The 12,913-nt window shown below is 44.6% G+C and carries 12 protein-coding genes and 2 riboswitches; of the genes, 4 read left to right on the top strand and 8 right to left on the bottom strand.

The window, feature by feature from the left end; genetic code table 11:
- Positions 1-29: 29 nt before the first annotated feature.
- The 8 genes from PPG34_RS01495 to PPG34_RS01460 all read right to left on the bottom strand — a co-directional run bounded on the left by PPG34_RS01495 (position 30) and on the right by PPG34_RS01460 (position 6,638).
- Positions 30-1,580 carry a type II and III secretion system protein family protein gene (locus PPG34_RS01495; protein ID WP_313831361.1) on the bottom strand — a complete coding sequence of 517 codons (1,551 nt, stop codon included), beginning with the start codon at positions 1,578-1,580 and terminating at the stop codon, positions 30-32.
- Positions 1,581-1,664: 84 nt separating this feature from the next.
- Positions 1,665-2,492 (bottom strand): Flp pilus assembly protein CpaB, encoded by an 828-nt coding sequence (gene cpaB / locus PPG34_RS01490; protein ID WP_313831360.1) that lies wholly within the window; start codon positions 2,490-2,492, stop codon positions 1,665-1,667.
- A gap of 159 nt (positions 2,493-2,651) precedes the next feature.
- A complete protein-coding gene (locus PPG34_RS01485) occupies positions 2,652-3,182 on the bottom strand; it encodes an A24 family peptidase (protein ID WP_313831359.1) in 531 nt (176 codons plus the stop codon).
- Between the two features lie 95 nt (positions 3,183-3,277).
- Positions 3,278-3,460, bottom strand: a complete 183-nt coding sequence (locus tag PPG34_RS01480) for a Flp family type IVb pilin (protein ID WP_313831358.1) — start codon at positions 3,458-3,460, stop codon at positions 3,278-3,280.
- Between the two features lie 66 nt (positions 3,461-3,526).
- Positions 3,527-4,930 carry a TadE/TadG family type IV pilus assembly protein gene (locus PPG34_RS01475; protein ID WP_313831357.1) on the bottom strand — a complete coding sequence of 468 codons (1,404 nt, stop codon included), beginning with the start codon at positions 4,928-4,930 and terminating at the stop codon, positions 3,527-3,529.
- 108 nt (positions 4,931-5,038) lie between these two features.
- Positions 5,039-5,674 carry a TadE/TadG family type IV pilus assembly protein gene (locus tag PPG34_RS01470; RefSeq protein WP_313831356.1) on the bottom strand — a complete coding sequence of 212 codons (636 nt, stop codon included), beginning with the start codon at positions 5,672-5,674 and terminating at the stop codon, positions 5,039-5,041.
- A gap of 5 nt (positions 5,675-5,679) precedes the next feature.
- Positions 5,680-6,216 (bottom strand): TadE/TadG family type IV pilus assembly protein, encoded by a 537-nt coding sequence (locus PPG34_RS01465; protein ID WP_313831355.1) that lies wholly within the window; start codon positions 6,214-6,216, stop codon positions 5,680-5,682.
- A gap of 242 nt (positions 6,217-6,458) precedes the next feature.
- Positions 6,459-6,638: a Flp family type IVb pilin gene (locus tag PPG34_RS01460; protein WP_313831354.1), complete on the bottom strand. Its 180-nt coding sequence runs from the start codon at positions 6,636-6,638 to the stop codon at positions 6,459-6,461.
- 98 nt (positions 6,639-6,736) lie between these two features.
- Positions 6,737-6,817, bottom strand: a riboswitch (cyclic di-GMP riboswitch).
- Between the two features lie 476 nt (positions 6,818-7,293).
- A riboswitch (cyclic di-GMP riboswitch) is annotated at positions 7,294-7,376 on the bottom strand.
- Between the two features lie 586 nt (positions 7,377-7,962).
- Between PPG34_RS01460 and PPG34_RS01455 the strand changes: the two genes are divergently transcribed.
- The 4 genes from PPG34_RS01455 to PPG34_RS01440 all read left to right on the top strand — a co-directional run bounded on the left by PPG34_RS01455 (position 7,963) and on the right by PPG34_RS01440 (position 12,907).
- Positions 7,963-8,871, top strand: coding sequence for a prenyltransferase/squalene oxidase repeat-containing protein (locus PPG34_RS01455; RefSeq protein WP_313831353.1), 909 nt, complete (start codon positions 7,963-7,965; stop codon positions 8,869-8,871).
- Positions 8,872-8,882: 11 nt separating this feature from the next.
- Positions 8,883-9,902 (top strand): DUF362 domain-containing protein, encoded by a 1,020-nt coding sequence (locus PPG34_RS01450; protein WP_313831352.1) that lies wholly within the window; start codon positions 8,883-8,885, stop codon positions 9,900-9,902.
- A gap of 96 nt (positions 9,903-9,998) precedes the next feature.
- Positions 9,999-11,432 carry a glycosyltransferase family 87 protein gene (locus PPG34_RS01445; RefSeq protein WP_313831351.1) on the top strand — a complete coding sequence of 478 codons (1,434 nt, stop codon included), beginning with the start codon at positions 9,999-10,001 and terminating at the stop codon, positions 11,430-11,432.
- Complete coding sequence (locus PPG34_RS01440; RefSeq protein WP_313831350.1) at positions 11,429-12,907, top strand: UbiA family prenyltransferase; 1,479 nt, start codon at positions 11,429-11,431, stop codon at positions 12,905-12,907. The genes PPG34_RS01445 and PPG34_RS01440 overlap by 4 nt, the downstream gene beginning before the upstream one ends.
- Positions 12,908-12,913 lie beyond the last annotated feature (6 nt).

Here is a 12,913-nt window from a genome sequence, read left to right as displayed (position 1 = left end):
TTATTCGTTCCATCAAATACCTCTAGATCTTAGGGTGCCAAATGCCCAAACTGCCCCTCGAACCCACCAGCCATCGGAACTAGTGCTGAAGGGGGCTCTGTGGGTGAAGAAACAGAAAGCGTTTTTCGATTTGACTGTTTTGTCTTAGATATTTCCTGTGATACTCCTCCTGAATTCTGACCAGGATTTCGTCGTACCCCCTCCATGTATCCCATGAGCATGAGTTCAAAATCATTCGGCTCCAAATAGGCATCCGTGGGAAGACTTTGTTTTTTCATATCCAATGGCTTCACTAAACGAGGAGTTACAATGATAATCAACTCGGTCTCATTTTTTCGGAAGCTGGTGCTCCGGAATAGGGCCCCCAAAATAGGGATGTCACCTAAGACTGGGTACTTTGCAATGGCTTCGCGAATGTTGTCCTGTAGAAGACCCGCGATTGCAAAACTCTGACCATCCTTTAATTCAATGATTGTTTCGACTTTTCTCGTGAGTAATGCCGGAATGGTGAATCCTTCAAAATTTACACCATTTGAAAAATCTAGTTCCGATACTTCAGGAGCAATTTTCAATGTAATATTTCCATCACCCAAAACTGTTGGATTAAATTTCAAGCTTACTCCAAATTCCTTAAATTTGATGGTGGTCACTCCAAATGATTGGGGTACGGGAACAGGGAATTCCCCACCCGCAAGAAAACTGGCTTCTTGCCCACTCAGAGAGACCAGTGTTGGTTCCGCCAAAATTTTTGTGAGATTGTGCTGTTTCAAGGCGGCAAGAGCCACCAGCAAGACATCGCTTCCAAGATCAAATCCTACGGCCAAATCGACACTCGTTCCGAGCAACTGCGTTAAGGCCCCTGTTTGGTCATCCCTTGAAAATGAAGTAAGATCATCAAGCAACCCAATGGTCTCGGTACGATTTGAAACATTTAGTATGTTTACCCCCAAACGCTTCAACACCCCTTTCGCCATTTCTGCGACTTTCACCTCCAACATGACTTGCTGCACTCCTTGAACCTGCATAAAGTTCATCACTTTTTCAGGTGCATAAGTGTTGGCTAACCCGACAACTTGGGTAATCACCTCCGGACCTGAAGCAGATCCTGAAAGGGTAATATGTGCTTGGGAGGCACGTACCTCTATTGAATTTTCTTCCGGAAACAATTCATGGATCTGGGTTTTCAGGCGCGTAATATTTGGCTGAACCACAACATCATACACCGCGAACACATTTCCATCACGGCCCCACAATGTGAGATTTGTCGATCCAATGGTTTTTCCATTGAGATATAATTGGGTGGGGGAAAGTACCAATGTATCGGCAATTTCCGGATTAGCGAGTGACGCTCGTTTTAAGGGCAAAGGGCTTTGGAGAACGGTTGATTTCCCGACAACTACTGACAAGGTTTGAGGATTGGGAGTTTGAATGATGTCTCGTGTCAGCCCATCAGATAAAGCCTGAATTGGGGTACCAAAAATCAGGGAAAGCGTTACGACAAAAACAACCGCCAGCTTAGATATCCGACAAGAAATTGGTTGTATTAGAGAACTATTAAAAACAGAAAATTTATTGCTCATGATGGTTATGCAACTTTTATTTGATTTGATCTATTAGCCTTGAGACTGTATTTGGGCATCCATTTTTCAGGGTTGCTTGATTAATCAAAAACTTAAATATTTTCGGTTCGTGCCTTTAATCAATTCGACTTTGTCACGGGAGATGGCTCGCCGTTTTGCCACTGGTGCCCGGCTTGCCGCTCGATAAGAGGACAGTAAGTTTTGTGTAGTTGCACCTTTGGTCAGCTCGGGTTCTGTATTAATTGGACTGCGAAGAGCTAAACGCAATTTTCCTTCCGTGGAAGCTAACGCTAATTTTTCAGCTTCCTCCAAAGACACTTCAAAGGTGATAACTTTCACTGCCCTTGGTTTTTCCCCTGGTCCCTTCCGCTCCATTTGTGTTCCAGCAGCCAAAATCAAGGTATTTTCTAAGACCGTTTTGGTAATCTTTTCCCTCTTTCCACGATTTTGGAGAGTGACCATAATATCGACACGATCTCCTGGCTTTAAAAATCCTGAGACACCCACAACTTCATTCACCCGAACTGCCATGGCCCGCATCCCAGGATGCAAAACACCACCAACACCCCCATTCTTAATATCCAACGGGGCAAGTTTGGATTCCAGTATCGGCTCATTCCGTTTGAGATGGGTGAGCACTACCCGTCCAGGCAACATATCAATGTTCTCAAATCTTCCCTCTGGCAAATGCTCAGCTGGATAATTCACAACTCGAACCATTTCTTTGGTCAAGGGGGTACCCCACGGAAGGTCCGCACTGGCCACGACAATAGGGGTTCCCTCAAATTTTACGATTTTTTTAACTTGGGGGGCTGGGGTTTGGTTTTGAAACCAATTATAGGCCATGATAGAAGTTCCAAAGGCCAAAAGAATCGCCAATCCAAAAAAGAGAAGAGAACGATTTCGAACCATAACCAGGGCCTTTCGGAAACACTCTCAAATTAAAAAATCTACTCAAGGAGTGAACGGCATACAACAATCCATGTCTGATGTATCGGAGTGTTTTTTCTTCTCCTTAACCCATTTAAGAAAATAAATTTTTTGGAAACAGAAAGATCATTCGTTTGACGATCAACCAATACCAATCCAAAACCAAAATTGAAAAGTTAACGTTCCCAGAGCAATAACAAGTCCATAACGCAACTTGACTTCGGATTCGGCATTTCCTGCAAACGCCAGCTTAATTCTTCCTGTCAGGAACAAAGTTTTGAACATTCCCCCCACATGTTCCAACATCCCACGAAAACCTAAAACATGAATCATCATGCCAAGAGAATAAAACCCTCCGAGAATTGCCGTCATGAGGAAAACTAGAAATATATTTAGAGGGCCTAAAAATGAACCGACAGCGGCCATCAACTTTACATCACCTGCTGCCATCCCCCCCATCGCATAGAATCCTAGAAGAAGAATAAGTCCTAATCCTAGCCCACTAAGACTAAAGCCTAGGCCTTGCCATCCATGAACAAGGCTGTGACCAGCAATACCCACGACCATACTAGGGAACGTTAAGATATTTGGAATTTTTTGCTTTCGGAAATCCGTCACGGCAGCCCCGACAACCACCATGATGACAAATAGAGTTAACCAGATATTTTCCATGTATATCCTTACAACGAAAAACAGCCGTCCCGACTACTCTAAAAGAGCCGGCACGGCCGTTTTTTAAAACTGTCACATGGCAAGAAGGTTAGTCGTTAACTCCCACCACCAACAGCCGCTTGCATGGCAGCCGTAATAAAATTAAATGCATTAAGGATGACTTGTCCGAGATTTGTCACTGAGGCCACAATGGCCGCAGCAATCAAGGCTGCCAAAAGTCCATACTCTAATGCTGTCGCTCCTTCTTCATCGGTCAAAAATTTTAGAATCTGTACCATCCTGATTCCCTCCTCCAACTTCCAATCACAGGGACTACGCTTCCACACCACACATCCATAACGGCATTACTGAACTAGGCGCAGCCTGATATTCGTGGCAATTTTTTGGAACAAATTTTTCAAGTCGGCAGAGGTTGGTGCAAAATATTCAAACCCTGGCCCGCTCGCGATTTGAGATAGGAAGTCCTGATCCACACTACCTAGCCCAACGGTATAGATTTTAATGCCTTTGTCTTTAACCTCCTGGGCATGGTCAATAGCCATTTGCTTCGTAATAGCTTCGACATAGTCCCTTCCCTTATTCCAATTAAGGCTACACTTTTCAGGATCGGTGGTTCCTAATAAGTCAGAATAGTAGACTTCTAAAAAGTCACTATATCCGCTCACCCCATAGGTGGGATCATCCAAGACATGCCACTTGGTGTTTGAATATCCAGCAAGCGGGCTCCCTGATTGACAAACTGTAGAACCCGTGGTTTTTCCATCACCCGTTTCATATTGCTTCACATTGAGATACGAAAACTGGGAATTAGGATTCATTAATTTGATATCCCAATTAGCCGCATACCCCACGGCATCATAGTCAGTGCCATTTCGAGTAAAATCTCCACGGAAGGCCGTCGGATTACCATCTGAGAAAAACACCAGAAATTGTTGGACTCTTTCGTCACCTGGAATCCCGGTTTGATCCGTGAACCCTGAGGGACCATCGGCCTGATCCAACGCATCTTCCGTATTGGTACCACCACTAGCAGACATATTATCAATGGCCGTGGTCATATCATCATAAAAATTTGGCCCAAGGGCACGTTCAACCACCACGCCTGAAGCAAATGTAATAAGACCCATCTGGTCAGTGTCATCAGTATGCTCAAAAAAATCAACGAAACTCTTGGCTGCGGTCTTTAAATTACTCATGGCACTACTCATTGACCCAGATTCATCGAGCACAAGCATGATTTCTACTTCCCGTTGTTGGGCTACCCCTGATGACGTGATATATGTTTTTTCATAGGTCCCCTTGGCAATATGGTCTTGCATTTCGACCACCTGCGTGATTTTATTTAAAACGTTCGTGCTGCCCTCGACAAATACTTTGCCTTCAGCTCCTTTGGTCCCTGTAATTTGGGGATTGCCCTCCGTACCCAATAGCCCTGGGCTGAAATTCGCTTGCCCTACTGCGGCCATGAGATCTTCGGTCACAAGAAAGGGATTTGAATAATTTTTTGCACCCAACAGGGCTGCGGCATCCACGGATTTTGATAATTCGGCTCTCACCACATACCATCGACCTACCTCAATGCCCAACGCCACAAAGGCAAACAAACTCACTACCGACAAGGCTGTGACAAGGGCAAAAATTCCTCGCGAATTCGACACATGAAGCTTGCTACTTTGGCGTTTCGAACCGCGAACTACATCTCTGTTTTCTAAGTTATCTAAATCTAAAGAATGTTTAATTGGTTTCATATACTGCTCCCCATCACGGACAAAATTTGTCTGTAGCTATCTGCCCGGGAAATCTGGCGTTCAATTGTTACCAATGTTACCAACCCTTTTTCGCCTTCAAAAAAGCGATCAAAACACCGCCTTGCTCGTAATCAAAATCCCATCCGACTCACCATCTTGGCCGTATTGGCCCAGCTCATCGTAGAGATCATAATTATTCACGGTATGCCCTGAAGCATTAAAAAATTCTTCCAAGGGGGTGACAGGTTGATGTACATAATAAACTTTGACAATAGTAAACTGGGAAATCGGGGCCGCTTGTACTTCCACGCTATCGTCATACTTTAAAAGATCGTACAAATTTTGCGGCAAATCGCAGGTTGGACTATTTGCAGGAGAATCGACGCCATTGCCTGCAATCGCATCTAATGATCCAAGTTCTTGCACCGTGCATGTTGGGTCTGGGTTACTGGCATTTTCGCCAGCGTCGGCCTTGGCAAGATATATTTTGTACAATTCTGGATTTTGCGTAAAATTAAGTGGGGCGCTTGATTCCGCCATGAGGTCCAAAAGGTCTGAACCATTTTTTAGGTCACGAGACGCTAAACTGCCCCCTTCTCTCGTAATATTGGTCACAACCGCTTGAGCCTGTATCAGCGTGCCAAAGTCCACGATTACAAAGATAATGAGGAGGGCAATGCTGACCAACACGGAAAACTCAACTGCCGCCATTCCTTTTTGATTTCGAACGATGTGATTAGCCATGGCGTTTATACCCCCTCCACTGTGAAATCTTCGTTACGATAAGTCGCTTCAGCTCTCAGAGTAATTGCTTCTGATTCTGAGAAAAATTGGCCGATAAGCGGTGTCAAAAATTGATGTTGATAGTCAACCTTGATTCTCATGTAATCTGCTGGATTACCGGCATTTGGGGCGAGTTCATCAAATGTCAAGCCACCTTCTTCGTCATCGTTTGCGCCAGCCTTCCAAATAGAAATGTCATCAGCTGGGTCAATATTCATTAACCCAATTTCACCCTTTTCATGGATGACCTGTCTGATAGAAGCATCTCGAGTTTGAGGATTTCCATTTTCATCATTTAAAACTTCCCCAACTAATGCCAAACGCATGCCTTCTCGGGTGGCATATTGGAGCGTATGTTGATGAAGAAAATACCAGCCGAATTCCATGACCCCCATTATCAAAATGACAAATGGGAGCAACATCATCGCCATTTCAGTCGTTGTGTTGCCGCGCTGGCTTTTGATTGCACGAGAGGGTGAGATCTGCGTTGTCTTCACGTTCATAGTGGTTCCCTCAATATTCCCAGTCGACTTTTTCCTCGGTCCCAATCCATGGGGATGGAGGAGCACCTCATGCGAAAAGGCGGCAAGGAACAAAAATTTTTATAGTCGTGTGTGCTGGTTGGTAGATCCATACAGGCCACTATTTATCCCAGCCTTCCCTGCGTAATCCCTTTGAGACCTATCCGATGCGAAGATCGGATAGGTTCTCAGAGGGGAACAACCGAAGGAGCTTACATTGCAGATTAGCTGGCCGTAGCAGCCGCCATATCGTTGGCAATGGAGTTGAAGGTATTAGACACCGTGGTACCTAATTGAGTCACTGCTGTCACAATCGCGGCAGCAATAAGAGCAGCCAACAATCCGTACTCAAGAGCGGTAGCCCCTTCTTCATCCCGAATAAACTGCATGACAGAATTCGTCATATCGAATCTCCTCACGGGCACGATAAATAAAGAATATTGCCGAAACGGGGTGGCCCGTATTTCCACCAGCCTCGGCTATCCCCTTTTCCTATTCCTCCTCCGGCAACCCGGCTTTCAGATCGCTGACCTGATCCGTGGCTTTGCGCCCCCGCCTCACGACAGGTTTGCCTTTATCGGGAAGGGGAGCCCGACTAGGAAGATGTTTTGATGTCAATAGTAGATGTTCACGTTGCCAGCACAAATCTCGCTTGCTACTAGACTGGGGTTCCACTTCCCGAGGGGCTGGCTGAGCAAAGGATTTATGGCCCCGCGGAGGAACGATGCCAGTGCTTCTTACTCCACAGCCAAAACCAAAGGAACCGTAATCTGAAAGATTGGATTTACGTTTATTTACTTCTAGGAAAGGACCTGTTTTTAAATATTTTTGGGAGAGTAGCGCACAATGCCGTTGGGAACCTTTAACAAGAACCCATGGCTTCAAAACAGAATATTTCGATGTAATGATGGAGCTTAGAGAAGAGGAGTGTTTCCACTGATTATTGTGGGATTCACATGGATTATCTTCAGGCAGCAACCAATACCAAGTGGTCATAGAAATCTCCTCTTAGAGCAAGCAGGAGAACTCCATCCCTATGGGTGGCACTGCATCCCTTCCTTCGACAACCCGGCTGTCAGCTGAAATTCTTCTGACCCGTGGCTTTGCGTCCCTGCCTCACGACAGGTTTGCCATTTCGAGAAGGAGTTCTCGATTCACTATTAATTTCGTACTAATGCATCCAATTCTGCTATCGGTTTGCCCTTCTAAAACCTTGCGTCCCACCTAGACCATCTTTGAAGAGACAAATAAAAGGATAAGGCTTAGAGCTTTAATTAAAATTTTCAGGCTCAAGAAAATCGCTTCAACATCACTCGCTTCTGTACTCCTATCGGCTTGATTTTGCCTTCCCTTGATTAGCATTCACCCTAGGTAAAAATGATGTATTTGTCCGGTTTTCTTGCTGTAAATTCTCTATCAATTCATGGCGTTCTTTAACTCAAATGACCTCCAAACTTAATTAAGTATTCATTCCCTTTGAAAAAAACCTTTCACGTATTTCAATACCTGGAGTACGAGATTCCCTAGGAGAACAATACCCTGACAGTTAAAAATAAAGTCCTTTCACATTCAAACCGAAAATTCCATTGCCAGAGCTCACTCTTTGCCCCCATTTTTGACTCCATTAATAGTTTGGCAAGGACATGGTTAACGCATGAGATCCTATTACATCCAAAATACAAGCAATTGTCCTAGGGCTTAAGGGCACGCCAGCACTGGAAAGTTTCTGTGGAAATTCTTCTCAATGAACTTCGCACTCGAATCCGTCCTAACGGAGGGTTCCTGTTCACTACTCAAGGTGAGGATCGTCCGGATGCTACGGCCTGGGGCACCATCATCCTTAGTCACTTTAAACACGACGCACAAGTCCTCCAACGCTCCCGAGATTACTTAACCTCCTTTCAAATGCCAGACGGTCGGGTAAGTCTTTCTCCCGATCACCCCGAATCTTTTTGGCCAACCCCAATTTCAATTTTGGCTTGGGAAACATCGAAATCCCATCATGTGTCGCGAGAGAAAGCCATCCAATTTCTACTAAATTCCTCAGGAGAGCATTGGATAAAAAATCCTGAAACACCTTTAGGCCATGACCCCTCTTTAAAGGGATGGCCCTGGATTGGCCATACCCACTCATGGGTCGAGTCTACAGCCATGGCCATGACGGCCTTACATAATGTTGGCTTTTCCGATCATCCCAGATTAAAGGAAGCCACAAGTATGATCTTGGATCGTCAATTATCCCATGGGGGGTGGAACTATGGAAATACAATGGTTTTTGAACAAGAGCTCAAACCCTCACCCGAAGATACGGGTGCGGCACTGTCGGCTTTGGCTGGGAGAATTTCCAGGATTCACATTTCTAAAAGTCTTGAATTTTTACAGACCGAATTCACACGCCTTCGAACGCCGATTGCAGTAGGATGGAGCCTTCTGGGTCTTAACGCTTGGAATGAAACTCCCCCCGATGCCACAACACGCATTCACGATACATGGAAACATCGAGAACGATTTGGAGGATACGATACACCGTCTTTATGTTTGCTATTGGCCCCATTGATCGCTCCCCACGGTCTTAATAACCTAATCAACGCTGAGGTTTCTTCTCAAACTTCGACTGCCACTTTGGCGAGCATGTAAGGAACTGATTAATGTCTTGGTCTTCACTGAATCCTAACCTCTGGACACGACGGGAACTCCTTCGCACGATCCTTGCTGGTGGGCTTCTCGTTTCTTCTGGGATATCGTTCGCTGAATGGATAAATCGACCAACACTTAAAGCTCGAACTTTCATTGGTCAAGCCAGTACTTATAGCGAAGATATTCGCTCGGTGATCATCTCTGGCTTTCAGGAGCTGGGAATTACGCCTTCTGAAATAAAAGGCAAACGTATTCTTTTGAAGCCTAATCTTGTTGAAACACATCAAGGAGCCAGCCACATCAACACCCACCCATTAGTTGTTCGAGGAGCCATCGAGGCTTTTCTTTCATTCGGGGCATTAGAAGTTATGGTCGGGGAAGGACCTGGTCATCGACGTGACACCCTTGATGTCATAGAAACCTCAGGACTGGGAGACATCCTTTACGAGGACAAAATTCAATTCCTGAACCTGAATTATGAAAGTGGAAGGGCTACCCCAAACTTGGGCAACAAAACGAAGCTTCAGAGGCTCACTTTTCCTCGCGTGTTTGATTCGGTTGATTGGATCGTATCTATTGCAAAGCTCAAAACCCACCATTGGGCCGGCGCCACACTATCCATGAAAAACCTATTTGGAGTCATGCCTGGAATTTACTACGGCTGGCCCAAAAATGTTCTACATCAGGCTGGCATCACCAATTCGATTCTGGATATCAATGCGACCCTACAACCCCACTTTGCCATCGTTGATGGTATCGTGGGAATGGAGGGCGACGGACCTATTATGGGCACACCTATTCATTCTGGAGTCCTTGTGATGGGTCGCAACCTTCCTGCAGTCGATGCTACCTGCGCTCGTTTAATGAAAATTGACCCTCACAGAGTCGAGTATCTCGCTAAAGCCTCCAATTGGTTAGGTCCGATACATGAGGAACATATCACACAAGTGGGTAATCCCATTTCTGAATTACATAAATCATTTTCACTTCTTGATCATATTCCTGCACACCAAGGAATACGATTGGCATAGCCCTTATAGACACAAGCATGAAAACTAGGAACCATCTACCATTAGTCATCCTCAATGTTCCAGGACCAACCATTAAGGCGCAAGGTTCCATCTCCAATGGATAAAATTAAAATACCCAGTATGAATATTCGATCAATCATTCAACGTCCTACCTTCAATGGGATATCTCTACCATGCTTCGTATTTCTCGCCACTCTCATCATAGGCTGGAACGTGCTACTTACCTATCTGATGATTGATAAACTTAACATGAATGACTTTGGTAAATTTTTCTACTCCATCGTTGCCTATTTACAGGGTGGGGAAATGTATGGACCTAATCCTGGTACATTTATTGTGATTAATCCCCAGTTTGGCCAACAATTTTGGAATCTTAACCCACCTCACTTTCACCTACCACTTCTCCCTCTTGGGCACATGGCCCCGGAGATAGCATTAACCATTTGGGGCATCCTCAACCTTATAGGTCTTGTCGCAAGCCTACACTTCATTGGAAAAGAATTGCATATGACCCCTACCCCAAGACAAAGCCGTGTTTTGTTTATTGGATTTTTAGCTTTTTGCGGGACAGGGGCATTTTTTTTAACGGGACAACTGTCATTCCTTTTACTTTTCCCCATAACAATAAGTTGGATTCAAGCAAGAAACACCCAATGGGCAAAAGCAGGACTTTCATTAGGGTTGGCCTGTGCCATTAAACCCTTTCTGCTCATCTTTGCTCCATATTTCCTAATAAAGAAAGAATATAAAGCCTTCGCCAACCTCCTTTTTATTTGCATAGTTTCCTACATCACTGGGATTTTGGTACTTGGGCAAGAGATATATTGGCAGTGGATCGAAAAACTCAGATTGGTAGATTGGTCATGGGCGTCCATGAATGCTTCGCTTCACGGGCTACTTAGTCGGATATTTCAGGAAAACCCGAGTTTTGCTTTGGCATTCGATTCCTCAAATACCGTAAACTTTTTATGGTTGGCGTTATCAGGCCTCATCGCAACAAGCACATTCTTCATTATATATAAAGATCAATCAAAGTATTCCGTAGATAGGGCATTTGCCTTATTACTAATCTCGGCCATTCTAATTTCCCCGCTAGGATGGATTTATTATTTATTCTTTCCCCTTGGTCCACTCACGGCCATAATTTACCAACGTGGAAAAACTTTACAGGGAACTCCTCTTCCTGCCATCACATATCAAGTAGAGGCAAGAAACGGATTGGTTGCGTTTGCTGCAGTGGGATTCATACTTCCCCTACAATTTACAGTTTTATTCCAACCCGCCGCTTGGGCAACGATTACCATAGGGTCTATTTATTGTTGGTGCACCCTGGCAGTTTGGGCGACGCTTCTACTTGATTGGCACATCGAAACTTCCACTCAAACAGAACCCAACTACCCAGAACAAAAAGAGTTTAACTCGCTATCGGGGTCCATACCTGAGATGGGATTATTGTCAAGCATTCTTCATAGAAACTCTAAGCAATTAGATTGCCAGGAAGCTGGTTCCATCGAGAGGAATGCGATATGACTACGACAACTCTTGAACCATCATTTGAAAAGAAGGAGTCCTCTCCTATTGGCAAGGATACCCATAAGCTCTACATAGAGTTAGATGACTCTCTCCTTGCAACAAACACGTTTTTAGAGTCTCTGTTACTGCTGCTCAAAAAGAATCCTTTTTCCATTTTTCAAATCCTGATTTGGACATTTCGAGGGTTCCGACATGTTCATCAAGAGATTGCCAAGAAGGTCCACCTTGATGCATCCAACCTTCCATTCCGCCAAAATGTCATAGGATATCTCCGCGAAGAGGCCACACAAGGCCGAGATTTAGTGTTGATTACCGGATGGAATTTGGATATTGCTCATGCAGTCTCAACACATCTCAAACTATTTTCACAAGTCGTACTCAGAAGTGACCTTCAATATCTCTCTCACCGACGACATCAACAGACAACTGAAACACGATTTGACCCAAATGGCCTCGAGCATATCACTCCTGGCCAATCCGAACGTCAGAATTTTGAAGCAGCCCAAACAGTGACATTGGTTCAATCACACGACCAATTACTACATACCACCCCAAAATACGGCTCTATCAAGGTTTTTTATCAAGGCAAGACTCCTACATTTTCTCTCATATTAAAGGCTTTACGAGTTCATCAATGGGTTAAAAACATTCTACTTTTTTTCCCTGTCGCCACAGCACATCATCTCTTTCATTTTGAACAACTTTTCCAGGCCTCTCTGGCATTTGTTGCTTTTAGTTTTTGTGCTTCAGGACTATACATTTTTAACGACTTACTTGACCTTCCTGCGGACAGACGACATCCCAAAAAGCAATCGCGCCCCTTTGCTTCAGGAGCCCTTTCAATAAAAATGGGGCTCTGGCTTCAACCTGTGCTTCTTTGTTTTGCTTTTTCCATTTCTTTACTCGCACTCCCGCCACTGTTCTCTCTCCTTTTGGGCGGATACGCAATAACGACCGTGATCTATTCCACCTATCTTAAGAAAATCGCCATTCTTGACGTTCTAACACTCGCCGGATTTTATACCGTACGCATTATCGCAGGAGGCGCTGCCGTTTCCGTTCCTATTTCAGCATGGCTATTAGCTTTTTCCATATTTTTCTTTCTCAGCCTAGCATTTGGGAAACGTTACGCCGAAATACGACTTCGAAAAGTGGAGAATTTTCAAGGCATTGAACGCAGGGCCTATGTAGGGGCCGACAAAGAAATCCTTGCAACAATGGGAACGATAAGCGGCTACATGTCAGTTCTAGTCCTTGCTCTTTACATCAATAGTCCAGAGGTCTCCACTATATACGCAAATCCAAACTTCTTATGGTTCATTTGCCCCTTACTTCTGTATTGGGTCAGTCGAACATGGCTTCTGGCTCACCGAGGAAGTTTAGATGATGATCCACTTATGATTGCCCTGAAAGACCCAAGCAGTTATGCAGTAGGAGCGGGGGCAGTAATCTTGGCTGTATTAGCCATTTAAAAACAT

Origin of the sequence: Candidatus Nitronereus thalassa (assembly GCF_032191465.1) — a bacterium.
In the GTDB taxonomy this organism is placed as follows: Bacteria; Nitrospirota; Nitrospiria; order Nitrospirales; family UBA8639; genus Nitronereus; species Nitronereus thalassa.
Note: the sequence above shows the minus strand (reverse complement) of the source record. Positions and strands in the feature narration are given on the sequence as shown.